At 50.4% G+C, this 26,363-nt stretch carries 21 protein-coding genes and 4 tRNA genes; 16 read left to right on the top strand and 9 right to left on the bottom strand.

The window, feature by feature from the left end; translation table 11 throughout:
- Positions 1 to 170: 170 nt before the first annotated feature.
- Together AGRI_RS06690 and mnmC are read right to left on the bottom strand one after the other, a co-directional pair.
- Positions 171 to 515 (bottom strand): hypothetical protein, encoded by a 345-nt coding sequence (locus tag AGRI_RS06690; RefSeq protein ID WP_008984219.1) that lies wholly within the window; start codon positions 513 to 515, stop codon positions 171 to 173.
- 53 nt (positions 516 to 568) lie between these two features.
- Positions 569 to 2,476 carry a bifunctional tRNA (5-methylaminomethyl-2-thiouridine)(34)-methyltransferase MnmC2/FAD-dependent 5-carboxymethylaminomethyl-2-thiouridine(34) oxidoreductase MnmC1 gene (gene mnmC, locus AGRI_RS06685; RefSeq protein WP_008984218.1) on the bottom strand — a complete coding sequence of 636 codons (1,908 nt, stop codon included), beginning with the start codon at positions 2,474 to 2,476 and terminating at the stop codon, positions 569 to 571.
- Between the two features lie 209 nt (positions 2,477 to 2,685).
- On the opposite strand from mnmC, the gene fabB reads away from it, so the two are divergent.
- Complete coding sequence (fabB, locus tag AGRI_RS06680) at positions 2,686 to 3,900, top strand: beta-ketoacyl-ACP synthase I (protein WP_008984217.1); 1,215 nt, start codon at positions 2,686 to 2,688, stop codon at positions 3,898 to 3,900.
- Positions 3,901 to 4,029: 129 nt separating this feature from the next.
- On the opposite strand, the gene AGRI_RS06675 is transcribed toward fabB, so the two are convergent.
- Positions 4,030 to 6,096 (bottom strand): hypothetical protein, encoded by a 2,067-nt coding sequence (locus AGRI_RS06675; RefSeq protein WP_008984216.1) that lies wholly within the window; start codon positions 6,094 to 6,096, stop codon positions 4,030 to 4,032.
- Positions 6,097 to 6,214: 118 nt separating this feature from the next.
- Between AGRI_RS06675 and AGRI_RS06670 the strand changes: the two genes are divergently transcribed.
- The 9 genes from AGRI_RS06670 to purF all read left to right on the top strand — a co-directional run bounded on the left by AGRI_RS06670 (position 6,215) and on the right by purF (position 17,160).
- Positions 6,215 to 7,327, top strand: a complete 1,113-nt coding sequence (locus tag AGRI_RS06670; RefSeq protein WP_008984215.1) for a 4-phosphoerythronate dehydrogenase — start codon at positions 6,215 to 6,217, stop codon at positions 7,325 to 7,327.
- Between the two features lie 16 nt (positions 7,328 to 7,343).
- Positions 7,344 to 8,363, top strand: coding sequence for an aspartate-semialdehyde dehydrogenase (locus AGRI_RS06665; RefSeq protein ID WP_008984214.1), 1,020 nt, complete (start codon positions 7,344 to 7,346; stop codon positions 8,361 to 8,363).
- 208 nt (positions 8,364 to 8,571) lie between these two features.
- On the top strand, positions 8,572 to 11,298 hold the full coding sequence (locus AGRI_RS06660) for a FimV/HubP family polar landmark protein (protein WP_008984213.1): 2,727 nt from the start codon (positions 8,572 to 8,574) through the stop codon (positions 11,296 to 11,298).
- A gap of 52 nt (positions 11,299 to 11,350) precedes the next feature.
- On the top strand, positions 11,351 to 12,139 hold the full coding sequence (truA, locus tag AGRI_RS06655) for a tRNA pseudouridine(38-40) synthase TruA (protein WP_008984212.1): 789 nt from the start codon (positions 11,351 to 11,353) through the stop codon (positions 12,137 to 12,139).
- A 158-nt stretch (positions 12,140 to 12,297) separates the two neighbouring features.
- Positions 12,298 to 13,158 (top strand): acetyl-CoA carboxylase, carboxyltransferase subunit beta, encoded by an 861-nt coding sequence (gene accD / locus AGRI_RS06650; protein WP_040291547.1) that lies wholly within the window; start codon positions 12,298 to 12,300, stop codon positions 13,156 to 13,158.
- 16 nt (positions 13,159 to 13,174) lie between these two features.
- Positions 13,175 to 14,455, top strand: a complete 1,281-nt coding sequence (gene folC, locus AGRI_RS06645) for a bifunctional tetrahydrofolate synthase/dihydrofolate synthase (RefSeq protein ID WP_008984210.1) — start codon at positions 13,175 to 13,177, stop codon at positions 14,453 to 14,455.
- Positions 14,455 to 15,084 carry an SPOR domain-containing protein gene (locus tag AGRI_RS06640; RefSeq protein WP_008984209.1) on the top strand — a complete coding sequence of 210 codons (630 nt, stop codon included), beginning with the start codon at positions 14,455 to 14,457 and terminating at the stop codon, positions 15,082 to 15,084. Before folC ends, AGRI_RS06640 begins: the two co-directional genes overlap by 1 nt.
- A 58-nt stretch (positions 15,085 to 15,142) precedes the next feature.
- Positions 15,143 to 15,631 (top strand): CvpA family protein, encoded by a 489-nt coding sequence (locus tag AGRI_RS06635; RefSeq protein ID WP_008984208.1) that lies wholly within the window; start codon positions 15,143 to 15,145, stop codon positions 15,629 to 15,631.
- A gap of 17 nt (positions 15,632 to 15,648) precedes the next feature.
- Positions 15,649 to 17,160: an amidophosphoribosyltransferase gene (gene purF / locus AGRI_RS06630; protein ID WP_008984207.1), complete on the top strand. Its 1,512-nt coding sequence runs from the start codon at positions 15,649 to 15,651 to the stop codon at positions 17,158 to 17,160.
- Between the two features lie 77 nt (positions 17,161 to 17,237).
- Here purF and AGRI_RS06625 read toward each other — a convergent pair whose 3' ends face one another.
- Positions 17,238 to 17,837 carry a Yip1 family protein gene (locus AGRI_RS06625; protein WP_008984206.1) on the bottom strand — a complete coding sequence of 200 codons (600 nt, stop codon included), beginning with the start codon at positions 17,835 to 17,837 and terminating at the stop codon, positions 17,238 to 17,240.
- Positions 17,838 to 18,037: 200 nt separating this feature from the next.
- Here AGRI_RS06625 and miaE point away from each other — a divergent pair, with 200 nt between their 5' ends.
- Positions 18,038 to 18,850 carry a tRNA isopentenyl-2-thiomethyl-A-37 hydroxylase MiaE gene (gene miaE, locus AGRI_RS06620; RefSeq protein WP_008984205.1) on the top strand — a complete coding sequence of 271 codons (813 nt, stop codon included), beginning with the start codon at positions 18,038 to 18,040 and terminating at the stop codon, positions 18,848 to 18,850.
- Here the strand turns inward: miaE and AGRI_RS06615 are convergent.
- From AGRI_RS06615 to AGRI_RS06605, 3 genes are all read right to left on the bottom strand, one after another.
- The gene (locus AGRI_RS06615) at positions 18,811 to 19,746 is read right to left on the bottom strand and encodes a GGDEF domain-containing protein (protein WP_008984204.1); all 936 of its coding nucleotides are present in this window, start codon (positions 19,744 to 19,746) and stop codon (positions 18,811 to 18,813) included. The two genes, miaE and AGRI_RS06615, sit on opposite strands and share 40 nt — an antisense overlap.
- Positions 19,747 to 19,808: 62 nt before the next feature.
- Complete coding sequence (locus AGRI_RS06610; protein ID WP_008984203.1) at positions 19,809 to 20,555, bottom strand: UDP-2,3-diacylglucosamine diphosphatase; 747 nt, start codon at positions 20,553 to 20,555, stop codon at positions 19,809 to 19,811.
- A 15-nt stretch (positions 20,556 to 20,570) separates the two neighbouring features.
- Positions 20,571 to 21,068: a peptidylprolyl isomerase gene (locus AGRI_RS06605; RefSeq protein ID WP_008607473.1), complete on the bottom strand. Its 498-nt coding sequence runs from the start codon at positions 21,066 to 21,068 to the stop codon at positions 20,571 to 20,573.
- A 135-nt stretch (positions 21,069 to 21,203) separates the two neighbouring features.
- Between AGRI_RS06605 and cysS the strand changes: the two genes are divergently transcribed.
- Positions 21,204 to 22,583, top strand: a complete 1,380-nt coding sequence (gene cysS / locus AGRI_RS06600) for a cysteine--tRNA ligase (RefSeq protein ID WP_008984202.1) — start codon at positions 21,204 to 21,206, stop codon at positions 22,581 to 22,583.
- Positions 22,584 to 22,673: 90 nt separating this feature from the next.
- Here cysS and folD read toward each other — a convergent pair whose 3' ends face one another.
- A complete protein-coding gene (folD, locus tag AGRI_RS06595; RefSeq protein ID WP_008984201.1) occupies positions 22,674 to 23,534 on the bottom strand; it encodes a bifunctional methylenetetrahydrofolate dehydrogenase/methenyltetrahydrofolate cyclohydrolase FolD in 861 nt (286 codons plus the stop codon).
- Between the two features lie 198 nt (positions 23,535 to 23,732).
- Between folD and AGRI_RS06590 the strand changes: the two genes are divergently transcribed.
- The 4 genes from AGRI_RS06590 to AGRI_RS06575 all read left to right on the top strand — a co-directional run bounded on the left by AGRI_RS06590 (position 23,733) and on the right by AGRI_RS06575 (position 24,107).
- Positions 23,733 to 23,809 (top strand) — tRNA-Pro (locus AGRI_RS06590).
- Between the two features lie 30 nt (positions 23,810 to 23,839).
- Positions 23,840 to 23,916 (top strand) — tRNA-Arg (locus AGRI_RS06585).
- Between the two features lie 25 nt (positions 23,917 to 23,941).
- Positions 23,942 to 24,017, top strand: a tRNA-His gene (locus AGRI_RS06580).
- A gap of 13 nt (positions 24,018 to 24,030) precedes the next feature.
- Positions 24,031 to 24,107, top strand: a tRNA-Pro gene (locus tag AGRI_RS06575).
- An 818-nt stretch (positions 24,108 to 24,925) separates the two neighbouring features.
- On the opposite strand, the gene AGRI_RS06570 is transcribed toward AGRI_RS06575, so the two are convergent.
- A complete protein-coding gene (locus AGRI_RS06570; protein WP_008984200.1) occupies positions 24,926 to 25,939 on the bottom strand; it encodes an IS110 family RNA-guided transposase in 1,014 nt (337 codons plus the stop codon).
- Between the last annotated feature and the right edge of the window lie 424 nt (positions 25,940 to 26,363).

Below are 26,363 nucleotides of genomic sequence, written 5' to 3'. Positions count from 1 at the left end.
AAACGCTGCCCGAAGGGTTCGCGCTGGCGGCGCTTTGCTCTTTGTCACTCGTCACTTATTTAGAATAACTAAACTGCGCTCCTCGTTTCGCGATCAAAGCGCCGCCAGTGTGAACAAAATCTAAGCAGCAAACGTCAACACGCCCTGGTGCGGTGGTTTCGCCGGTCTGTTCAGCGTTTCTCTACCATTAGTGACACATCTCGCCAACCTTGCTGTTCGGCGATCACTACCCGAATTTGCTCACTATTACGCTGAAAATACAATTGCAGCTGCTGTTGATGCTGCTTTTGTTGTATCGGTTGTCCCAATTGCTGTTGGTAAAAAGTGGCCAGTTCTGCCGCCGACAACTGGCTATAATAATGCAGTACCGCCGGCAGTTTTTGCTCTAACCGGGCTTGCTCCCGGGCATCGGCTGGTAACGGAATGCGATAAAATTCTGCTGCCTGTACTGAGCTGATGCCCAGCAGTATGCTGCTCAAACCGAGCAGCGCCAATCTTAAGATCCGACCTGACATAGCAAATCCTTGTTTAGCGTCCTGTAATGCAAAACTCTAGCAAAGAATCGGGGTCAGGTCGCGGTTTTTTTCGTAAAGCGCGCTGGCGAGAGTAATTGCAGACCGGTCTGCCCTGTTGGGATGGGTTCGCCGCTAATTTGTGCGGCCAGAATTTCAGCCTGCAGCGGCGCGAATAACAAGCCGCGGGCACCCAGACCGACATTTAGCCAGAGTGGGGCCGGCTCACCAGTATTTTCAGGGTGATAGCGACCACAGAGTGGCAGATGATCCGGCACTGTTGCCCGAAAAGCGGCTTTTGCAGAATGCACCGCCAGTTTTACAGACCAATCAGGCTGCTGTAATTGCTGGCGCAGCTCGGCAATATTCTGGGTATCGTCTGCATCCATTAACTCTGCCGTTTCTGCCGTCCGGTCAAAGGTGGCGCCAATACAGTGCAGTCCTTGCCAGGCAGGCGTCAGATAACCTTTATGACAAATTACAGTACGCAGTGGCGCAAGATCCGGCGCTTCGACATGGCTAACCTGACCGCGTACCCGATTTACCGGCAGAGCGGCAAAGGGGGCTAAGCGGGTTAGATCGGCACCATTGGCGACCAGCAGCTGTTGTGCGGTGAGTGTCGTTGTCGTGGTATGCAGTCGCCAGCCATCAGAATGCGCTGCAAGCTGTTCTACCCGGCAGTTAAACTGGCTGCTAAAGCCTGGCTGGGTACTGAGGTAGCGCCATAATGCCTGGCAAAAGGCTTGCGGTGCCAGCCAACCGGCCAGCGGCAAAAAGATGCCGCCCTGCTGCAAAGTCACACCAGCGAGCTTAGTGGCAGCGGCTGCATCGACAAATTGCAGTAACTCCTGTGGCCAGACCGCAGCCGCTGCCATTTTCTGTTGCCGCTCAGCCAGTTGTTCTGTGCTGGCCAGATGCAGCACGCCACAGTAATCCAGAGGAAAGTCTAAGCCCAGTTGCTGGCAGTGCTGATAAAACTGCCGCGCCTGCCAGAAGGCCTGGCAATGAAATAACCCCTGTGGCGTGAGCTTAACTGGCAGATTCGGATAAAGCGCACCCTGGCGATTATGTGAAGCACCCTGGGCAACTTCGGCATCAGCACAAAGCAAGTTGACGGCAATACCCCGGCGCAGCAGGGCATAGGCCGTGGTTAAGGCTGCCAGACCACCACCGATAATGGTGACAGGATCACTAACAGGATCGCTGTGCTGCCTGTCGGGGGATAACGACTCCGCCGGCTGTGGATGCCAGGCAATCAGCATTTCGCGCTTTTTACCAAAGCCTTTTACCTTGGTAAGCTGAAAGCCCGCTTCGCTTAGGCCGCGTTTTACCACCCCGGCACAGGTAAAGGTGGCAAGGCGGGTGCCGGGATAACTTAAGCGAAATAGCTGCTGAAATAATCCCGGTTGCCACATATCGGGGTTTTTCGCTGGCGCAAAACCATCAAGGAAGATTGCATCGACCCGATTCTGCTCCGGCACTGTCGGCAACAGTACATTAACATCACCCAGCCACAGATCCAGCATTACCTGGCCCCCATCCAGCAATAGTCGATGACAGCCCGCGGTGGCCGGTGGATAGGCGGCCAATAGCTGTTGGCAAAGTGGGGCTAATTCAGTGTGTACACTTAATGCCTGTGTCAGATCGGCGCGGCTTAACGGGTATTTTTCAAAGCTACTAAAATACAGCCGCTGACACTGAGCATCCGGATACTGGCGGCGATACTCCCGAAAGCGTTGCCAGCAAAGCAAGAAGTTGGCACCGGTACCAAAGCCGGTTTCCAGCACATGAAACCAGGGGCGAGTATGACTTTGCCAGCGCTCGGGTAAACCGTTTTGCTGCAAAAACACGTAATCCGTTTCGGCCAGGCCGCCATCGTTGGAAAAATAGATATCGTCAAAGTCAGTGGCAACCGGGGTGCCTTGGGCATTAAAGTGGATCCGGGCGTGCGATAGGGCAGACATAACAAACCTTTGGCAAAATTTCATCTTGTAGTTTACCGCAGCCTGAAGCAAAATTGAAAACAGAGTACAGGTGTGCGCTGAAAGCAGACCAGTTTCGCGGCGAAAGTCCGTAGAATTGCGGTATTAATTCTGCGGCCTGACTGGGCGGCAGCATGACAAAGATAATTTTTAACATTCAGTACCTGTAACGACAGGCATGGGGAGTAAGCATGAAAAGAGCTGTGATCACCGGTTTAGGCATTGTATCTAGTATCGGTAACAATCAGGCTGAGGTATTAGCCTCGTTAAAAGCCGGTAAGTCCGGCATAAGCCGCGCCGAGGAATTTGCCGAGCTGGGTTTAAGATCGCAGGTATGGGGCAATATTAAACTGGACCCCAGCGAACTGATTGATCGTAAAGCGATGCGCTTTATGGGTGATGCTGCTGCCTATGCCTATCTGGCGATGCAGCAAGCGATGCAGGATGCCGGTTTAAGCGATGAGCAGATTTCGCATCCGCGCGTTGGCTTGGTGGTTGGCTCGGGCGGCGCTTCGTCCAAAACTCAGGTTGAAGCGGCCGATATTCTGCGTGAAAAAGGCGTAAAACGGGTTGGCCCTTATGCCGTGCCGAAAACCATGTCCAGCACCTGCTCGGCCTGTCTGGCTACGCCATTTAAAATTAAAGGCGTCAACTATTCCATCAGTTCAGCCTGTGCCACCAGCGCACACTGTATCGGCCATGCGATGGAACTGATCCAACTGGGTAAGCAGGATATCGTGTTTGCCGGTGGTGGTGAAGAAGTGCACTGGACGCTGGCAATGGAGTTTGACGCAATGGGCGCCTTATCCAGCCGTTATAACGACACGCCAGAACTGGCCTCGCGTACCTATGATGCCAACCGTGATGGCTTTGTCATTAGCGGCGGTGGCGGTATCGTCGTGGTTGAAGAGTTAGAACATGCGCTGGCGCGCGGTGCTACCATCTATGCTGAAATTGTCGGCTATGGCGCGACCTCAGATGGTTATGACATGGTGGCACCAAGTGGTGAAGGCGCGGTGCGTTGCATGCAAATGGCAATGCAGGGCGTGGACGCACCTATTGATTATCTGAATACTCATGGCACCAGCACCCCGGTGGGTGATGTCAAAGAGCTGGGCGCGATCCAGGAAGTTTTTGCCGGCAAAACCCCGGCTATTAGTGCGACTAAGGCGATGACTGGTCATGCGCTGGGTGCGGCCGGTGTGCATGAGGCCATTTATTCGCTGCTGATGCTAAAACATAACTTTATTGCGCCGTCGATCAATATCGGTGAGCTGGATGAAGCGGCTAAAGGTCTGGATATCGTGACCCAAACCCGCGACGCAGTCTTAGATACCGTGATGTCGAACAGCTTTGGTTTTGGTGGCACCAATGCCACCCTGGTCATGCAACGTTACAAAGGGTAATGCAACGCGACAAAGCATAATGCAATGCGATAACGGCTAACTGCAGCTGTTATAACTTAAGGCGCTGATGTCAGCGCCTTTTTAATGGCAACTTAAAAGTTTCAACTACCGCAAAATGGCTAGGGCCTGTTAAAAGTTTCGTTGATAGCGAATTTGTCCATGATATCGAAATCTTTGGCCATTACTGATACAAACTAACGAGTAATTAACGCTCAGTGCTTTGACAAAAATATTATCGGCGTCGTACTCCGCTTCTTCTACGGTAAAGGTCGCCGTTTCAGTATTACAGGTTCGCTGCTCCATATTCACCCAGATATGAGGTGCATTAACATCACTTTCCGCACCGGCGGTGTAGGTACCAGGCTGAAGTATTCCTCCGCCTCCGGTTCTTAACCAAAGTGACCAAGGCTGACTCTGAACACTATCACCTACATTGGTGGTATACATCCCCGAAACACCAGTATAAATACCAGTATCATTACCGATGTCCTCGCTGGTATTGATTGGTGCTAGTACCGCACTGGCAGCACCAACGCCAGATAGAGGTTCAACGCTGTTAAAAAAATAATTTGTTAGTTGTTCATCTATAACAATGTAAGGACGTTCAACTAAGAGTTGATTGCCTCGGGCATTACTCAGCGTTAAAGATAAGCTTCCCCGTAAAAAGCTCCCCGTTGGAGCGGCGGCAAAGGTTAAACTGATGCCTTGATTTGCCAACGTACGTTGCGTTGCAACCGTACTATCGGTTTGCCATGTTGCAGTGGCTGGTCCCAACGCAGATTGGATATTTGGAGTGATTTCAACGGTTTGACCTGAACGAAACAATACTGTGTCCAAATCAATGGTGGCTGTTAATTCTTGCTTTAATTTAGCAAAGATATAGGGTGTACTTGCTAAGTTACTACTAAGATCATTGCGGCCAAAAACGCTTCCCAAGCGATAGCGATAACCAGTTAACATGGCACTGCGTGGTTGCAGCTTAACAACTGTACCTTGCAAACTGATATCCACATCAATAACAGGGATGCCAAACAGCGCATGGTTATCATCATCAACCGCAACCAAAGCAAGCTGACTGCCATAACCGCCAAGACTGTGGACATCATTACTAAAATTTAGGTATAGGGGTTGTTCGGGCAGCAGCTCTGCAACAAAGTCTTGATTAGGAAGCTGCCATTCTTGCTCAAGGTTTACAAAATCGCGCTGCTCCAGCCATTTGTAGTTTTTAGCGAGCCCTGTTTTTTGCCATGCAGCACCGGTACTCAAATCCAGCCAAGGAACTTCACCTTCTAGTGCTAAAGCAGGTAACGTGACCTTGGCTAACCTGCCTGTTTCGCTGGAAATAGCAGAAAGACGCATGCTGCTGTTGCCGTTACCTTGAAACAGCCACTCGCCGCCATTTGGCAAGCGCTGAAGGCGGCCGGTTAGAGGGGATAAGGTGCTTACAGTAACCGAACCTGCCAAAGTTTCGCTTTGCACATTACCTGAAGTTGAGAGTTGGTAGCGCCCTGCTTTAGTATCTAACAGAAGCTGAGAATTAAACCCCCTGAACTGCTCTTGTTTACTGTCAGGCAGCGTTATAATCAGATTAGAGCCTGATACTGGGGTTAGCATATAACTGTATTGTTGCTGGGCAACACTATAAGTACTGTTAAAATCAACGGCTAACTGAATACTGCCCTCTTCATCTGTTAAACGGAGATTACGCCCTGTTATCCGATAACTTGCGGCTGAAATCTCTAAAGAATAACCATCAAGTGTAAGTGAGTTAATCGCAACCTCTAACTCACCGTTCACTACTGCTTCTAGCTCGGCCAGCTGACATTGGGTAAAGACAATGCTAAAACGCTGATTCGCACCCAGGTAATAAGTATCGGATATTGTATGTTGAATAAATTCAATTGCTTGTGTACCGTTTTGACATAGCACTGGGCGAGTAACGGCAAAAGCTCTGGGTTTATTATTAAGTTCATCGTGAGCCAGAACGGCAAGTTGGGCGAAACTCGTCAGAGTGTCATTGCTCAGACTGGTAATTGCAGCAAGGTAAAGCGCATTGTCAGCGTTAATCGTTACGGTATTGCTACCACCCGTATTGCCGCCTGAGCCAGTGCTTCCTCCAGTATTGCTGCCACTATCACCACCACCGCCACAGCTCGCTATGAACCCTAAAAAGAGCAACACCATATAATGACGCATAGTTAGTCCCTTAATTATGTTTTAGCGGCAATAATAACCACTTTTTGTTAGCAAAGCACGGTTCTGATTAACATACTTTTCTTGCTAGAATGCACGTATCCGAACAACGGGGCCGATAATGAACATTTACGCTGATGAAAATATGCCGCTGGTGCGCGAGTTTTTCGCCGACCTTGGCGAGGTGACCACCTTTGATGGCCGGAACGTCCAGGCTGAGGCATTACGCGAGGCCGATGTCCTGCTGGTGCGTTCGGTGACGCCAGTCAATGCCAGCTTGCTGTCACAGAATAACCGCTTACGTTTTGTCGGCACGGCCACTATCGGTACTGAACATGTTGATAGGGACTATTTAGCTTCCCGGCAGATTAGCTTTAGCTCGGCACCTGGCTGCAATGCCCAGTCGGTGCTGGAATATGTACTTAGTAGTTTATGGTTTCTGGCTGAGCGCTATCAGTGGTCATTACAGCATAAAGTGCTGGGTATTGTCGGGGTTGGCAGTATCGGCCAACGTTTAGCAACCGCGGCAAGGGCGCTGGGGATCCCGCTGCTGCTCTGCGATCCGCTGCGTGCTGCGCAAGAGCCAGATTTTCCGCATACTGATTTTACGACCTTGTGTCAGCAGGCCGATATCATTAGTTTTCATACCCCGCTTGAAAAAACCGGGCCTTATCCCAGTTATCACCTATTGGATGCAGTACACCTGGCGCAGCTAAAACCTGACTGCGCTATTATCAACGCCTCGCGTGGCGCCGTGATCGATAATCAGGCGCTGCTAACGGCGCAACAGCGCAAGCGTCGGCCGCTGGTGCTGGATGTGTGGGAACAGGAGCCGGATATTTTGTTGCCGCTACTGCCTTATTGCGATCTGGCCACGGCGCACATAGCCGGCCATAGTGTCGAAGGCAAGGCGCGGGGCACCGAAATGCTGTATCAACGCTGCTGTGAACTGCTACAACAGCAGCCCCGGATGAGTCTGGCCGCGCTCTTACCGGTACCAGCGATGGAAAAACTACAACTTTCCGCTAATTTTGGGCTTCCAGATGTCCAAAATCTCGCCAGGATGTTATATGATGTGCGGCGGGATGATGCCTTGTTCCGGTATCATATAACAGGTCACGGGTTTGACTGGCTCAGAAAGTCTTATCCTGCGAGGCGCGAGTACAGTGCGCTACAACTGAGTGGCCCGGCTTTACCGGCCTGGCTTGACTCCTTAGGCTTTAGTCGTCAGTAATAAGAGGATGCACCGCATGGCGTCGCAATACAATGTCGCAGTTTTGGGCGCGACCGGTCTGGTCGGCCAACATTTAATCGAAATTTTGGAGCAGCGTGATTTTCCGGTTGCGCAACTGTTCCCGCTGGCCAGCAGCCGCTCGGCCGGTGGCACTGTGACCTTTAAGGGTAAAAAGCTGACGGTGCTGGATGCTGAAACCTTTGACTGGAGCCAGGCACAGATTGGTTTATTCTCCGCCGGTGGCAGTGTCTCGGCGATTTATGCCCCTAAAGCCGCGGAAGCGGGCTGTGTAGTGATTGATAACACCTCGCATTTCCGTTACGAAGCGGATATTCCCTTAGTGGTGCCGGAAGTTAACCCTGAGGCCATTGCTGATTACCGTAACCGTAATATTATTGCCAACCCCAACTGTTCAACGATTCAGATGTTGGTGGCGTTAAAGCCAATTCATGATGCCGTTGGCATTAGCCGGGTCAATGTCGCGACTTATCAGTCGGTCAGTGGTGCCGGACAATCGGCAGTAGAAGCCCTGGCCAGCGAAACTGCACAGCTGATGAACGGCCGGCCACTGGATGAGCAGGGACAGTTTGCCCGGCAAATCGCTTTTAACGTGATTCCGCAGATTGATGTGTTTCTGGAAAATGGTTACACCAAAGAAGAAATGAAAATGCACTGGGAAACCCAGAAAATTCTGGGCGACAGTAGCATAGCGGTAAATGCCACTGCAGTGCGGGTACCGGTGTTCTATGGTCACGCCGAAGCAGTGCATATCGAAACGCGGATGCCGATTTCGCCAGAGCAGGTAAAAGCTCTGCTGGCCAATGCGCCAGGTGTGGTATTACTGGAAAATAATGCCGACTTCCCAACCCAGGTTTGCAGTGCTACCGGTAAGGATGAGGTCTTTGTTGGCCGTATTCGTCAGGATTTATCCCACGAAAATGGTATAAATATGTGGGTTGTGGCCGATAATATTCGTAAAGGTGCTGCCACCAACAGTATTCAGATCGCCGAAGTGCTGATCCGCGACTATCTGTAGTCAGATAATCGTAAAGTAGTATATTACTGTTACAGGCCGCTTTTGCGGCCTGTTTTCATTGTGGCTGCCGCTGCGCCTCTGGTCAGTTTCCGGCATCTGCATTATAGTTGGCGGGCTGACTTTGAGAATGATGGAACACTGTTTGCATAGCTCTGAAATAAAGTTTGGCTTAATGACGTGAGTCTGGTTGCTCGGCTAAGGAAAACTGATGCCCGTTCGTATTTTATTCGTATTGCTACTTGTCAATTTTTCGGCGTTTGCGTTCTCACAAAGTGCGCCGACGCAGATCCGTGGCCCGAAAAGCAGTGATAATGCCTTTACCCAGCAACAGTTTGGCCCGCTGACGGCCAGCGATACGCTATGGCGGATTGCCGAGCAGGTTAAACCCAATGATAGCGTGACCACCTATCAGGTGATGTACGCGCTGTTTCTGAAAAACCCGGGCGCCTTTAACGATGCTAACTTTAATCATTTACGGCCGGGCGCAGTCTTAATTCTGCCAGATTTGCGGGAAATTCGTAGTGTCGATGCGGAACAAGCACGACGCAAAGCGGATTTGGATGATCAGGCCTGGGCGGAGCGTACCCGTCGTGAAGCCGAGGCCCGTGCCAGAGCCCGCGAACAGACTACCAAGCCGAATCAGGTGCAGCAGCAGACATTGGCCGAGTTGAACGCCTTAAAAGATAACTATCAGAGCTCGATGCAACTGATTGAAGGTATTGCACGCGAAAACGAGCAACTGCGTGGTTCATTGGGCCGGGTACAGCAGGAGTTAGAGGGGCTGAAAAACCAGCTGGCCGAAGACAGTGAATTACAACAGCAACTTAACCAGCTATTACAGCAGCAACAACAAATCTTGGCTGAACAGGAAGCACGGCGGCAAGCTGAGGAAGCTGCTCGCTTAGCTGCCAGCGAAAATCAGCTGGCCCAGTTGTTGAATAATCCGCTGAGTTGGGTGTTAGCGGCCATTACACCAGCGTTGCTGGCATTGTTCGGTGTCATGGTGTGGATTAGAAAACGTGGCCAGAAAACTGAGCAGGTAGTTGCCGCCGCGACCAAAGAGCCTGTTGCGCCTGTGGGATATCAGTCGCCGGTGCCTCCGCTGGATAATAGTCAGGATTTTGACGATAGCTTATTTACGCTCGACGACAGCTTGCTCGATGATGCCTTTGAAACCCCGGCAACGGCTAAAGCCGGTGCTGTGACGAAGAATCTGGGTGACGACGATCTGCCTGACTTTAGCGACGATATCTTACTGGATGATTTTGACAACGCCGATCCACTGAAATCAGAGTTACTCGACGTGCCGCAGGATGAGTCACTGGATTTCTCGCTTGATGATGATACTCAAATAACCACCGATACTGCAGATGACCTGATGTTACCTGACAGTGATGAACTGAGTTTTGATGCTGATAATATTTTGTCTGATACCGATCTGGCCTCATTGCTAGACGTTGAAGACGAAGCAGAAGAAGTGATTGAACTGGCCGATCCTGAACAAGCTGAAGCGGCTTCGCTGATGCCACAGCCACAACCAGAGGTCGAAAACGCTAGTTTAGACAGTCAGGACGATATCGATAATCTGTTGGAAGAAATAGAGCTGGATTGGCCGGTAGACGAAGCGACACCGCGCAATGATCAGACTGTGGCACCGACCGAACTGAGCGAGATGCCTGTGCCAGCCGATACTGAGGTGGCGACGGATAATCTTGAGGCAGATTGGGCGCAGGAGCTACAAGAGTCAACTGCAACGGATACCAAGTTTGACAGCTCTGAACTGGAGGCCTTTGCCGAGCAGCTGGCCGCAGAGGGCGATTTTCCGGAGCAGGATGATGAGGAATTAATTACCGAAGATGAAGCCCGGCTGCAGGATGAACTGGATGACATTTTGGTACAAGCAGCGGAGCAGACCCGAGCTGCTGAAGAAGCAGAAGCGGCATTGGATGCTGAAGCCGGCGTTGATGGTGATGCTGCACTGAATGCGGAAGCAGACCTGAATACTGAGGCTGCATTTGACGTGGAAACGGATATTGTTGCTGAGGGTAGTGCAGAATCGCTGAACGAAGATTTACTAGCAAGCGAGCTTGCTGCAGACGACATGGCGCAAACCGAGCCATTAGCGCCAGAATCTGGCGAGATAACCGAAGCCCTGCCTGAGTTCGACATTGCTGAGTTAAATGAAGCGGACGCCGAGACTGGCGTTAATCTGGATCTCGCGGTAGCGGATGACAGTTCGGTGGTGCGGCCAACGGAGGCAGCACTGGCGGTCGAGAACCCCAGCCAAATGCTGGAAGATTACCCTGAACTCGATTTAAGTGATTTTGATCCGGAAAATGAGCAACAGCTGGAAGTGTTGTCACGTCAGCTGGAGACGTTAACTACTGAGCCGGATTCCGAGCGGGATGGTATTGACGAAAGTGTCGAGTTAACACCAGAAGCGTTTAATTTATCCGATTTAGAAGACAGTCAGTTTGATGATTTACTTGATGAACTCGCGCAAACTGAGGCTGCCGTTGCCACAGATGAGTTTGAGCCGGCACAGGATCTGGAGGCGGAACCGGACCTTGAGTTAGCTGCTGCTGATGAACAATCGGATTCGCCAGCTGACACGACTGTGACAGGGGTCTCAGACGCTGATTTTGTCGAAATTGATAATTTGTTGTCCGCGCTGGAACAGGGTGATAACGATGACAGCCGGTTTGAGCAGTTAAATGTGGATGTTGGGCTGGATGAGTTTGCTGATATTATCGGTGAACACACGAAAATGGACGTTGATCAGGAAGACAATGGTTTTGCGGCTAAGCTGGATCTGGTGCGTGCTTATATCGAGATGGATGAACCGGAAAGTGCTAATTTACTGATCGATGAAATTTTAACCTCGGACGCGCCGGATCATGTTAAAGATGAAGTCCGAACGCTAAGACCAGAGTAGGTAACAGAGTTTGGCTGCGGTATACTAGCCCCAACTGAGAAAAGGGGCCAAGATGCGGATAGCCTTAGGAATTGAATATGATGGGACCAGCTTTTTTGGCTGGCAGCGTCAGCGCGAAGTCAATAGTGTACAGCAGGAGCTGGAAACTGCACTGGCGAGGGTAGCAAACCACCCGGTAGAGTTATTTTGTGCCGGCCGCACTGACGCCGGCGTGCATGCTACCGGCCAGGTGGTGCACTTTGATACGAATGCGGTAAGAGACGAAAAAGCCTGGGTGATGGGCACGAATGCGCAGTTACCGGATCAAATTGCGGTGCGCTGGGCGAAAGTGGTGCCGGATGATTTCCACGCCAGGTTCAGCGCGACGGCACGGCGTTATCGTTATGTCATTTATAACCATAAATATCGGCCAGCTATTCTACGCTCTGGTTTGAGTCATTATCACCAGCAATTGGATATCAGCCTGATGCAGCAGGCGGCACCCGCCTTGTTGGGTGAACAGGATTTTAGTGCCTTTCGCGCCATTCAATGCCAATCGAAAACACCGTTTCGTAATGTCCACCATCTGCGGATTGAGCGCTTTGGTGACTATATCGTATTGGATATCAAGGCGAACGCCTTTTTACATCATATGGTGCGCAATATCACCGGTAGCTTGCTGGAGATTGGTATGGGGCGCAAGCCAACCGAGTGGCTGGCAGAGTTGCTGGCCAGTCGGGATCGCACACTAGCTGCAGCGACCGCCAAAGCCGGCGGTTTGTATCTGGTAGAAGTCGATTATCCGGAACCTTACGCTATTCCTCAGGTCGCATTAGGACCGTTATTTTTACCGCCAACCTGACGATGACGCTTGCCGGCATACTCTTAAGACCAGTTTTCTGTATTCTGCGCTGGGTACTTTGTGTTTTAATAGCCGCATTTTCGCCATTTCGATGGTTTTCGCGTATTTTATGCTCAGCTAACTGCGGTTAGCCGGCAATCACAAATTAGGAAAAGGCTATGAGTTGGTTAGAGAAGATCCTGCCCAGAACGTCATCTTCAGGTCGCCGTAATATTCCTGAAGGCGTTTGGACCAAATGTACCTCTTGCGATGCAGTGTTATATAAAGCCGACCTGGATCGTAATCTTGGCGTCTGCCCGAAATGCGATCACCATATGCGAGTATCGGCACGCAGCCGCTTGTTAAATTTCTTTGATCATCAATCGACGACTGAATTAGCCGCCGAGCTTGAGCCACAAGATTTACTGAAGTTTAAAGACAGTAAACGTTACAAAGATCGGATTGTTGCAGCACAGAAAGATACCAATGAAAAAGATGCCATGGTGGTAATGCACGGTACCCTTAAAGGAATGCCAGTGGTTGCAGCGGCCTTTGAGTTTGAATTTATGGGCGGCTCAATGGCGTCGGTAGTCGGTGCCAAATTCGTTGCCGGTGTCGAGTACGCGTTAAAGCACAAGATCCCTTTTGTCTGTTTTTCGGCCAGTGGTGGTGCCCGGATGCAGGAAGCGCTGTTCTCGCTAATGCAAATGGCCAAAACCAGTGCTGCGCTGGCCCGGATGAGTGAGCAGGGGCTGCCGTATATTTCTGTGTTAACCGACCCGACCATGGGCGGTGTGTCTGCTAGTTTGGCAATGCTGGGCGATATTAATATCGGTGAACCGAAAGCCCTGATTGGTTTTGCCGGCCCACGGGTTATCGAACAGACAGTACGTGAAAAGTTACCTGAAGGGTTTCAGCGCAGTGAATTCCTGTTAGAGCATGGCGCCATTGATATGATCGTTGACCGCCGGGAAATGCGCGATACAATTGCCAGACTTGTTGCTAAGTTTATGCAATTACCTGCTCCGCAGTCGGAGTAACGCATTCCGGAGAGTTATGTCTGTCCAGCCTTTGACCAGCCAATCGTGCCGCACTCTGGCCGATTGGCTTCGTTATATTGAACAAAGCCATCCTATCGAGAAAATTGAACTGGGCCTGCAGCGGGTTAGCGACGTAGCCCGTCGCGGTAATTTGGCTGCTTTGCCAGGGAAAGTCGTGCTGATTGCCGGTACCAACGGTAAAGGGACCACTGCCCGCACCCTGGAACAGCTGCTGCTGGTGCAGGGATACCGGGTTGGCGTCTATAGTTCACCACACTTGTTACGTTTTAACGAACGGTTACGTATTAACGGTCAGGATGTCGCCGATAACGCCTGGCTCGCGGCGTTTCAACTGGTTGAGCAACTACGGCAAGATATCCCGCTGACGTATTTTGAATTTACTACCCTGGTCGCCTTTGCGATTCTGCGGGCCGAGCAGCCGGATTTTTGTCTGATAGAGGTTGGCTTGGGTGGCCGGCTGGATGCGACCAATATTGTCGAGCCGGACATTAGTGTGGTAACGACGGTGGATCTGGACCATCAGGCGTTTTTGGGGCCGGACCGTGAAACTATCGGCCGCGAAAAAGCCGGCGTATTTCGCCCGGCAAAAATTGCTGTCTGTGGTGATTTACAACCGCCGCAAAGCATCGCTGCAGTGGCCGAGAGCACCGGCGCAAAGCTGTTGCAGCTAAACCGGGATTATCACTATCAGCAAACGGCTGACGGTTGGCAGTGGCAGGGGCTGCGGCAGCAACGTCATCAGTTACCACTGCCGCAGGTGCCAATGCAAAATGTCGCGACCAGTTTGACGGTGTTGGAGCAGCTGGAGGTTTTGCCAGATAGTGAACTGTTGCAACAAGAGATCTCCCGCTTGTGTTTACCCGGGCGAATGCAATGGTTACGGCAACAGCCAGCTGTATTGTTAGACGTTGCTCATAACCCGCAGTCCGCCGCTTATCTCGCCGCACAGCTGCAACGACTGAAACCGGGCTATCGGCGCGTCTATGCGCTGGTCGGGATGCTCAAGGACAAAGATCTGACTCAGGCACTGCTGCCCTTGACGACTTGTGTTGATGAGTGGCATCTTGTCAGCCTACCCGGTGTACGTGGCGCGGCTAGTGAATTGCTGGCAGCAGCGTTGCAAGGCGTTGCGCCAGCAGCCCGGGCAGTGCAGCATCCTGAGCTGGCCGAGGCGTATCGTCAGGTGTTAGCCACGGCAGCACAGCAGGATTTAGTGGTCGTGTTCGGATCTTTTGTCACAGTAGCGGGCATACTGGCGTTGCCGCAGGAGGAATAATGAGCGCAACATTTAAGCATCGGTTACTGGGAACCAGTATTTTACTGATGCTGGCGATTATTTTTTTACCAGACCTGCTGGATGGCCAGAAGCAAGTGGTGAAAGACGATTTTAGGGTGATACCTGAGCGACCAGAATTTCAGGGCGTGCAAGAGGTTACACCTTTTGACGAAGCAAATTTACAACAAGCCGAAGCGAGTGCAACTCCTGCAGAGGTGGATGAACAGCCATTAGATCAGCAACCCACCACCGCAGCGTCAGAACTGCCTTCGCAGCAGTTTGCCAGCGTCACAGTGGGAGCTGAAACGCCAACCAATACCGCTTCGCCTGCCGTATCGCCGGCACCGGTAGCCAGCACGCCAGAACTTGGTCAGGCTGCTTGGGTAGTGCGGGTAGGGAGTTTTAGCAACAGTCAAAATGCTAACGCGTTGGTCACGAAATTGCGGCAGGAAGGTTTTGCGACCTTTACCCGTAATATTACCAACAGCAACGGCCAGGCGTTAACCAGTGTCTTTGTCGGGCCAGAAATTCGCCGTGAGAAGCTGGAACAGGGCTTACCCAAGTTGCGCCAACTGACCGGAGTGGAGCGCTTGGTGATTAGCAATTACCAACCTACCGAAAATAATTAGCTATTGCTCGGCGCCCTTGCTAAAATGCGCGCCGTCATTAAGCATCCTTTGGTAGCAAATGAGTTGGATTGATTTCACCATTTTGGCGGTCATTGCCCTGTCGGCTGTGATAAGTCTGGTCCGGGGTTTCGTTAAAGAAGCCATTTCGTTGACCGTCTGGATCGCCGCTTTTTTTATTGCCAGCTCCTACTATCCGCACCTTGCCAGCCTTTTTACCAATATTTCTGAACCCACTATCCGTAATGCCTCTGCCATTGCGATTTTGTTTATTAGTGCCCTGATCCTGGGGGCCTTGATTAATTACGTGGTGAGTAAACTGGTGCAATCAACCGGATTGTCGGGCACAGACCGGCTATTGGGTTTGGTCTTTGGTGCTCTGCGTGGTGTGCTGGTGGTCAGTGCTATCTTATTTTTTGCCGACGCCTTTACGCCTGCTGCCAGCAGTGACTGGTGGCGGCAGTCAACGCTTATTCCGGAATTCAGTTTTATCATTGAATGGTTTTTTGAGTATTTGCAAAACCATTCCAGTTTTATGCAAAAGCCCTAGCCGGCGAGGACAAATCAATGTGTGGTATTGTTGGTATCGTAGGTAAGTATCCGGTCAATCAGGCGTTATATGACGGCCTGACAGTGTTACAACACCGAGGTCAGGATGCAGCCGGTATTGTTACGGTGGATAATAATACCTTGCGCTTACGCAAGGCGAATGGCCTGGTTAAGGATGTGTTCGAAACCCGGCATATGCAGCGGCTGGCCGGCAATATTGGCATCGGTCATGTCCGTTACCCAACGGCAGGATCGTCCAGTACTGCCGAAGCTCAGCCGTTTTATGTCAACAGCCCCTTTGGTATTGCGCTGGCGCACAATGGTAACCTGACCAATGCGCATGAACTGAAAGATGAAATTTTCCGATTGGCGCGCCGTCATGTGAATACCACCTCGGATTCGGAAGTGTTGCTAAATGTGCTGGCGCACGAGCTGGCAATTCAAAGCAGTATGCAGCTGGATCCTGAACAGATTTTTAAAGCTATTGCCAGTGTGCATCGCAAGGTTCGTGGTGGCTATGCTGCGGTTGCGCTGGTGATTGGCCATGGTTTAATTGCCTTTCGCGATCCTAATGGCATTCGGCCTTTGGTAATGGGAAAACGCGAGACTGCCGCTGGTACCGAGTATATGGTGGCGTCAGAGAGTGTTGCACTGGATGCGGACGGTTTTACCGTACTGCGCGATATATCCCCTGGCGAAGCGGTTTATATCACTGAACAGGGCGAGTTACATAGCCAACAATGTTCCGAGAATCCAAGCTATACCCCCTGTATTTTTGAATATGTGTATTTCGCACGGCCGGATTCGACCATGGATAATATTTCGGTTTATGCCTCGCGCGTGGCGATGGGGAAATATCTGGGTGAGAAAATTAAACGCGAGTGGTCGCATCTGGATATCGATGTAGTCATTCCGATCCCGGAAACCAGTAATGATGCCGCTCTGGAAATTGCCAGTGTGCTTGGTTTACCTTACCGCCAGGGTTTTGTGAAAAACCGCTATATCGGCCGCACCTTTATTATGCCGGGGCAAACACAGCGCAAGAAATCGGTGAAGCGTAAACTGAATGCGATTTGGCAGGAGTTTAAAGGTAAGAATGTGTTACTGGTAGACGACTCTATCGTCCGCGGTACTACCTCTGGCCAGATCATCGAAATGGCGCGGGAAGCCGGTGCGAAAAAAGTATACTTCGCCTCTGCAGCGCCAGAAATCCGTTTCCCCAACGTCTATGGTATCGATATGCCATCCGCCAACGAGCTGATTGCACATGGCCATGATGTCGACAGTATTTGTCAGATCATCGGTGCTGATGGCCTGATTTTCCAATCGTTACCGGATCTGATTGCTGCGGTGCGTAGTGAGAATTCAGAAATCAAACGCTTTGAGACCTCGGTATTTGATGGCCATTATGTGACCAATGATATTGACCAGCATTATTTAAATCGCCTGGATCAGATGCGCAGCGATGATGCCAAAGTGGCTTCAGTCATGTCGATGGCCTCACATCTGGAAACCTATAACGAAGGTTGATTTAGTGATGAAGCAAACAAAAACGGCTGCCACTGGCAGCCGTTTTTTTACCTTGTCTTAGCTGGAATTTTTCTTTATTAGTGTGTAAAAGCCGGGCCATAACCCGAGCTCCACAAGATGGCGGTAGACGCCAGTACGACAACCAGCAATACCAGACCGCAGGTCACCACTGAGCTAGCGTAGATAAAGCCGCGCTCTTCCGGAATATGCATCAGAATCGGTACGCCGACATAGAGCAAATAAACTGAGTAGGCTAAACCGGCTAAACCGACCATCATCACAAACCACAGTTCTGGATACAGGGCAGCTAAACCAACCATAAACAGCGGTGTTGAAGTATAGGACGCCAGTTCCAGCGTTTGGGTATAGGTTGGTTCGGCACCAAAGGTATGAGCCATCCAGTGAGCCAACAATCCCAACGCAAAGACGCCGGCGATTAAGGCGATATACATTGCCACTGCCATCAGGCGGGCACTTTCAGCGGTTAAAAAGATTTTTTCGCCAACGCCGATGCTCCAACCTAAGTGTACTGCCGAATAGTAGGCACAAATAGATGGGATCAGTGCAACCAGCAGGATATGCATCATGCTGTAGCGGAAGCTTTCGTGTCTGGCATCAATGGTATGCCACTCTTCTTTCGGGTGGGCATACAAGCCCCATAAATGGTTTAGAATCATAATTATTATCCTTATTACTGCAAAACTGCACCCTTGTCCGGACAATAACGCAGTTGCCCGTATATAAGTTATGGTTTATGGCAGGGGGTTAGTCAAGTGTGCTGTTGACAATTTAACCACTATTTCATAGCCACGCCGTTGCTGGCAGGGCGGGACGGCTTTGGTTATAATCTGCGCCTGTTTTTTCAAGCGACGTGCCGATGCTAACTACCGAATATCAAAGCTTACTGGAACCGATTAACCATTTTTTGCGATGCAGCACGCCAGACGCCTGGTTGCAGCAGGCAGCGAAAGCTGAATCCTTACCGGTGTTACTAACGGATCATCTGATTTGTGAGCTTAAGGCGGCGCAATCAGCGATGTTTTTAATTCGTCGCTATGCGGTAGATGAGCAAAGCGCTGAAGCTTTGTTGCAATGGCTAAAGCCATACGAAGACTTCACCTATCGCCAGCTCGGTGACTGGCAGCAACTGGCTGAGCATAAGCTGAAAAAGTCGATGCTGCCAAAAGCCAATTCGGCTTACGGTCAGGAACTGATCGATAAGATGGTGTTGCTGATTAAAGAAGAGCTACACCATTTTTATCAGGTGCTGGAAATGATGCAGCAGTTTGGCGTGCCGTACGACAAAATCACCTCCAGCCGTTACGCCAAAGGCTTGCTCAGGCATGTCAGTACCTTTGAGCCAAATGCGCTGGTCGACAAACTGATTTGTGGGGCCTTTATCGAAGCGCGCTCCTGTGAGCGTTTCGCCCGCTTAGCGCCGTTATTGCCTGCTGAAATTGGTGATTTTTATATTTCGCTGCTGCGCTCAGAGGCGCGCCATTATCAGGATTACCTGAGCCTGGCTCAGCAGATTGCCGGTACCGATATCAGTGCGCGGGTGGCATTCTTCGCTCAGATTGAAGCTGAACTGATTTTAAGTCCCGACCCCGATTTCAAATTCCACAGTGGTGTTTACAATGATCCGGCGTGTCAGGGAAGCAGTACCGCCGCTGCCGCGAATGCCACCTGATTGCGGCCAGAGTGCTTGGCCTTGTAGAGTGCAGTGTCTGCCTCCTGATAAAGTGACTCAAAAGATAGGTTGTAGCCAGTCGCAACGCCGATCGAAACCGTAACAGTTAATTGCTGACCGGCCGCACTGAACGGCGAACCGGCAACCAATTGGCAGAGTCGCTCGGCGACGGCCATCGCGGTTTTTTGATCGGTTTCTGCCAAAAATACACCGAATTCTTCGCCACCAATCCGGCCAAAGATGTCATATTCCCGCAATGTTGAGCTGACCAGTCTGGCTAGCTGTTGTAACACTTCATCGCCGGCCTGGTGGCCGAAGTTGTCGTTGATGCTTTTAAAATGATCGATATCCAACAGCAGCAGCGCTATCTGACAATTTAAGCGTTCACAGCGGTTTAGTTCTGACTGAACTGACGCTACAAAACTGCGGCGATTGGCAATGCGCGTTAACTCGTCGGTTAACGCCAGATCATTTAGCCGTTGTGCCCGCTCATTCAGGTGCTGTTCCAAAATTTTTTGCTTAGTGATGTCTTTGGTTTGTAGCAATATTTCACCACTGACCAGCGTTTGCTCTGAAAACAGAAACCAGCGACCATCGATCAGGTCAACTTCAAACAATCGAAACTCACGCTGACGTCTAACCTGCTGCGCCCGGGCAAGCCATTGCTCAATATCCTGAGTTTCTATTTTGGGGCCCGTTTTTTCCTCAAAAGCCAGCCGCATAATATCGGTAAAACTCTTCCCCAACAGCGTGGCAGCACTTTGATTAAAGGTGCCTAAGAATGCTTTATTGGCACAGACCAGAACATCATCTGCAGAAAAGATGGCGTATCCATCATGGCTTTGCTCAGCAAAGCGAGCCAACAGTTCTGCATAGTGCTGAAACATAGATACCATAAGTTATCCAAGCTACGTGACCGGTTTTTAAGCATAGCTCAGTGTTGTAGGTAGCAGATCGCTTAATCACAAACTGGCAGCGGATCAAATACCAGTTGCCAGTGTTCAGGGCTGACTTTCAGATAGCTACTTTGCGTATACCAGTCACCCAGCACATAACGCTCTGCTGCCTGACCATTGACTTGCAGCTGATGTACTGCGGGTCTGTGGGTATGACCATGGATCAGTTTCTGCACACCAAATTGCGCCATCACTTTTGGCACTTCTTCTGGTGTCACGTCCATAATACTGGCGGCATCTTGTCGCAGATATTGCGCTTTCGCTTTAGCACTTTTTTCGCGGGCTTTACGGGCAATCCGCTGTCGTATGCTAAGTGGTAACGACAACATCAGTGTCTGCCACCAGGGCTGATCCCACCAGCGGCGGAATTTCTGATAGGCCAGATCCAGCGTACAGAGGCTGTCGCCATGCATTATCAGCGTAGGAGTGCCGTAGAGATCAATCACCTGCTGCTGCGGCAATAAGGTGATGCCGGCCAGTTTGGCGTAGCGCTGTTTTAACAGGAAATCTCGGTTGCCGTGAATAAAGAACACCGGCATCTGCTTACTGACCGCCTGCAGTGCCGCTGCAACTTTTGCCAGTAATGGCTCCGGATTGTCATCACCAATCCAGACTTCAAATAAATCACCCAGAATATAGAGCGCATCGGCTTGCTGCGTTTCAGCAGCGAGGAAATGCAAAAAGGCCTGAGTAATATCAGGCCTGTCAGCTGCCAGATGAAGATCGGCAATAAAAAGCGTATACGCCATCTGCGCCAATACCGCTTAGGCGCTATGCAGCTCAGCGCGCTCGATTACGACCGGCTCGACTGGTACATCGGCATGGCCGGCAAAGCGACCGGTGCGCACTTTACGGATCTTATCAATCACGTCCATGCCTTCGATCACCTCACCAAATACACAGTAACCCCAGCCTTGCATACTCTCTGAGCTGAAATCCAGGAAGTTGTTATCGGCAACGTTGATAAAAAACTGGCAGGTGGCTGAGTGCGGGTCGCTGGTGCGAGCCATCGCAATAGTGCCTTTTTTATTCGAAACCTTGTTATTGGCTTCGTTTTTAATGGGTTTCTTGGTGTCTTTCTGATCCATATCCGGAGTAAAGCCGCCGCCCTGGATCATAAAGCCGTCAATGACCCTGTGAAAAATGGTACCGTCGAAGAAGCCATCTTTTACATAGCTTAAAAAGTTCTCAACAGTAGCGGGGGCCTTGTCGGCGAAAAGTTGCAGTTTAATTACGCCAAAATTGGTATGTAAGCTAACCATAGTATCGGGTCCTGTCAGGTTAAAGTGCGTCTATTCTAGCGCAGCCGCCGTGATAAACAAAGCAAGGATAGCGGGCCTTGTCCGGCAATGTTACACTATCTCTCTTTTTACCGGGCCAGCAATTACGAGGAAAGCATGCTGCAGATTTACAACACCTTAAGCCGTCAAAAAGAAGTCTTTACCCCTATTACGCCGGGCAAAGTGGGCTTATATGTCTGCGGTATTACCATCTACGATTACTGTCATGTTGGCCACGCCCGTACCTATGTCGCTTTCGATGTGATTAACCGTTATTTACGCTTTTGTGGCTATGATGTGACCTATGTACGTAATATCACTGATGTTGACGATAAAATCATTAAACGCGCGGCGGAAAATGGCGAAAGCTGTGATGCCTTAACGGCGCGTTTTACCCAAGCTATGCATGCCGATTTCAAGGCGCTGGGCTTATTACCAGCGGATATTGAGCCGACGGTAACCGGCCATATGCAGGAGATTATCCTGATGGTGCAGCAGCTGCTGGATAAAGGCTATGCCTATATCGCTAAAGACGGTGATGTGCTGTTTGATGTCAGCAAATATGACGCCTATGGCGAATTGAGCCAGCAAAATCTGGAGATGTTGCAAGCCGGTGCCCGGGTAGAAGTCTCGGATAGCAAAGACGATCCACTGGACTTTGTGTTGTGGAAAACGGCCAAGCCGGGTGAGCCGTACTGGCAATCACCGTGGGGCAATGGCCGACCAGGCTGGCATATCGAGTGTTCGGCCATGAGTGCCAAACATTTAGGCGCGCATTTTGATATTCATGGTGGCGGTTCAGACTTACAGTTTCCGCATCACGAAAATGAGATTGCCCAGTCGACCTGTGCCCATGGCCATAAATACGTTAATACCTGGATCCATACCGGTATGGTGCAGGTTGATAAAGAGAAGATGTCCAAATCGCTGGGTAATTTCTTTACCGTCAAAGAAGTGCTGGCGCAGTACAATGCCGAGGCGGTACGTTACTTCTTATTATCCAGCCAGTACCGAAGTCAGCTGAATTACTCAAAAGAGAATCTAGAGCAGGCACATGCGGCGCTGGGACGGTTATATAATGCGCTGCGGGATATTACGCCGGCAACTCAGGTCGATTTAAATAATGACTATGTCGCACGCTTTAAAGCGGCGATGGATGATGATTTTAATACCCCGGAAGCCTTACCAGTGTTATTCGAACTGGCGCGCGAAGTAAACCGTTTTAAAACCACTGAGCCGGCCAAAGCCGCTGAGTTAGCTGCGGTGTTACAAACTCTGGCCGGCGTGCTGGGGATTTTACAGGGTGATGCCGAAGCCTTCTTAAAATCCGGCGCTTCGGATGATGAAGTAGGGCAAATTGAAGCCTTAATCGCGAAGCGTAACGCCGCCCGTGCCGCGAAAGATTGGGCGGCAGCCGATGCAGCCCGTGCCGAGCTGACAGCGCTTGGGATAGTGCTGGAAGATAAAAACGGTGTTACCAGCTGGCGCAAGGCTTAAGTGCTAAGTTTTAAGTGCGAAACACTAAGCACAGTAACCAATAAAAAAACCGCTTAATTGCGGTTTTTTTATTGCCTGAATTAGCCAGACTTAGCTGGCATCGTGATACAGCTCACAAGCTTCCAGCGTATTTTCAATCAGGCTGGCAACGGTCATTGGGCCGACACCACCCGGTACCGGCGTGATATAGCGGGCATGCTTAACCGCATTGGCATAATCGACATCGCCGACCAGTTTACCGCTATCCAGACGGTTGATACCGACGTCGACCACTAAAGCACCAGGTTTAACCCAATCACCCGGAATAAACTCCGGCCGGCCGACCGCCACCACCAGTAAATCGGCGCGCCGCACCTGCTGCTCCAGATTTTTAGTAAATTTATGGCAGACGGTAGTGGTACAGCCTGCCAGTAACAGCTCCAGCGCCATCGGCCTGCCTACGATATTGGAGGCGCCAACGACAACGGCATCCATACCTTTGATATTGACCCCGGTGCTGTGCAGCAGGGTCAAAATGCCTTTCGGCGTACAGGGACGCAGTGCCGGCATCCGCTGTGCCAGGCGGCCGATATTATAGGGATGAAAACCATCAACATCTTTTCTGGGATCAATCCGCTCTAAAATGGCTGAGGCATCTAAACCGGCAGGCAGGGGCAGCTGAACCAGGATACCATCGACGCTTTGGTCGTGATTTAACTGATCAATTAAATCGAATAATTGCTGTTGGCTGGTGTCTGCGGGTAAGTCATAGGACACCGAGTGAAAACCCACTTCCTCGCAGGCTTTACGCTTGCTGCCGACGTATACCTGCGACGCCGGATCCAGACCGACTAACACCACTGCCAGACCTGGCGCGCGCTTACCGGCGGCAACCCGTGCCCGAACCTGTGCTGCTACCTTATCTTTTGTTGCCTGGGCAACGGCTTTACCATCAATAATTTGTGCTGTCATGCCTGCTGAATTCCCGCCAGTTTTGAAAGCAGTATTTTCGCACAGCGGCCAGTTTTCTGCCATCCTTGATCGGCAACCGCCGCTTTTTCTCGCTTTAGGTTCAAATAATCGCCAATCGGCTGAAATTAGCAAAAAATAGTTTGACGCTACAGGTCGCGGGCGTTAATATTCCGCCCCGTTGCAGCAGTGCAGCATAGTCGGTGATTGGCGCAGCTTGGTAGCGCACTTGGTTTGGGTCCAAGGGGTCGCAGGTTCAAATCCTGCATCACCGACCACTATCTCCATCCCAGATAGGCGTACATTATGCGCCCGTAGCTCAGTTGGATAGAGCAACGGCCTTCTAAGCCGTGGGTCATAGGTTCGAATCCTATCGGGCGCGCCATTTGGCGAAAAGTTTCTAAAATGTGGTGGTTGTAGCTCAGTTGGTAGAGCCCCGGATTGTGATTCCGGTTGTCGTGGGTTCGAGCCCCATCATCCACCCCATCCCCCTTTAAGTCGGTGATTGGCGCAGCTTGGTAGCGCACTTGGTTTGGGTCCAAGGGGTCGCAGGTTCAAATCCTGCATCACCGACCACTTTATCTCTCCTGCATTATTGTTAAAACCTCTTGCATTTCAGAGCAAATTTTAGCTCGTGCAATCCTATATCTTATTTTCTATAAAATGCACATTCTGATATTTAGCGTCTCGAACAGTGCATCCGGCGGCTAAACGCGCCGTACAACTTTCCTGGGGCACGCCGTAAACCCATCCCTGGGGGCTCCTCTTTTTCATCCCTGAAAAAGACGTCCCCAGAAAAGTGTACTATGCATTTACCGCCTCGTTCGGCAGGGGCTTCTGCATTCACGATTTCCGACCGAAGCTCGGTGAATGTAATGAATACTGTCTGAAAGAACTCTTGGTAACACGATAGTGAACGAGGTGGTAAGCATTCCGTGCACTTTGTAAGGGACTGTATTTTTCAGGGATGAAAAATGCAAGCGTACAGGGATGTATTCACAGCGTGTCCCGTCAAAGTTGTACGGTGTGCTTGCCGCCGGATGCTCCGAATTAGAACCTGCGTAACGATGAGCAGCAGCGTTGAGATTGGGGCAGCGCCCTTAGCAGGGTAGTAATTTTCTCCACCGGCTTCAAGGATCACATATATGTACACCTCAAAAAAGTCCACCGTTTGGCATGAAATTTTAATGTATTAACGGATTAAGCTACCTACGTATATCCGGCCTTTTTATTGAAGATATCTTTAACTCTTCTGGCCCAAATGAGAACCGCGCCTCTGCTGCTTATCGTCCCTACGGAGTTTAGACTCCTGCGTGATCATCAGCGTTTTCAAAGGCCGGATTAACCTGTTAATTCATTTTTATTACTTGCCTGGTGGTGTGAACTCGTTTGTTTTAGCCTGGTTGATACTCTTGCTGGTGATAAAGCACGGACCAGATAATTCGAGCGAGCTTGTTGGCTATAGCAACAACTGCTTTGTGCTTACCGCGACGTTCAGTCACTTTTCTCGCCCAGCTAGATAGCCTATCGTTATTGTTGTCGGCATTACGCAGAACGCTCCAGGCTCCTTGAATCAGCATATTGCGTAAATAGGCATTACCACGTTTGGTTATGCCTGCCAGTTTTTGCTTCCCTCCGCTGGAATGCTCTTTAGGGACTAATCCAAGATTAGCCGAAAAGTGCCGACCATTTTTGTAAGCTTTACCATCACCCGCAAATGCGAGAGCTGTCGTAGCCGTCTTTTCACCTACACCACGAATGGTCATCAATCTCTTGGCATTGGGGTTGGTTTGGGCCTGAGTTTTAATATGTTTATCTAACCGGTCAATAACCGCATCTAGTGATGCCCATTCTTGTTGGATATCACCGATAAGTGCTCGTGCTGCGCTAGTAAGGCCATTTTCTGCATCTTCCAATAAATCAGACAACGCATTTTTTAACGACGTTCTGCCGGTTGCGAAGATAATGCCATATTCATTTAACAAGCCGCGCAGTTGATTTATCAAAGCCGTGCGAGCATCCACCCGACGTTTCCGGAGTTTATGCACTATCATCATATCGGTTTGCTCAAGACTACGGGGTCTGACGAAGTGCATATTGGGGCGCCTTGCCGCTTCAGTAATCGCGAAAGCATCATTACGGTCATTTTTGTTGCCTTTGACAAAAGGCTTTACATGAATAGGCGGGATAAGTAACACCTTAAAGCCAAGCGCTTCTAAAGTGCGCCCCCAGTAATTTGAACCAGAGCAGGCTTCCATTGCAATGGTTGCATCTGGGTAATCAGCTAACAATGCCAGCAAATCCTTACGTTTAATAGTACGATTAAAAACGGCTTTACCTGCCTGATTGACGCCACAGAGCTGAAAAATACTTTTTGCTAAATCGATTCCAATTAGTGTAACTTTCATGTTGGACACCTCATGTAAACTTATTGACGGTTAACACATCAATAATGGCGCATTGTGACGCCGATTTCACTTGAGGTGTCCATCTCATCATCCCTGTGCCCTTTCAGCCTCCGCAGCATCCCTGCTGCTGTTACGAAAATTCTACCGCAGCTGAGGGCTTAACTAATATCGTTGAGTCATGACGACTCTCAGAAATCGAACGAGGTGGTAAGCATTCCGTTGATCCACACCGCTATACCCAACATTTCGCAAATCAATACCAGACTAAGCTGCCCACCGATCCTAGGCGGCACTCAGCCCGCAACATAGCCACTAAATTTGTAATTTAATTACAGTTTTCCGCTATTCCTATAGTCTGCTAAAGCAGCATTGCTTTTGTGGTTTGATGCTAAATTTATGAATAATAATGCTTATATTAAAAAGC

Source organism: Alishewanella agri BL06 (genome assembly GCF_000272005.1).
Taxonomy (GTDB): domain Bacteria; phylum Pseudomonadota; class Gammaproteobacteria; order Enterobacterales; family Alteromonadaceae; genus Alishewanella; species Alishewanella agri.
Note: the sequence above shows the minus strand (reverse complement) of the source record. Positions and strands in the feature narration are given on the sequence as shown.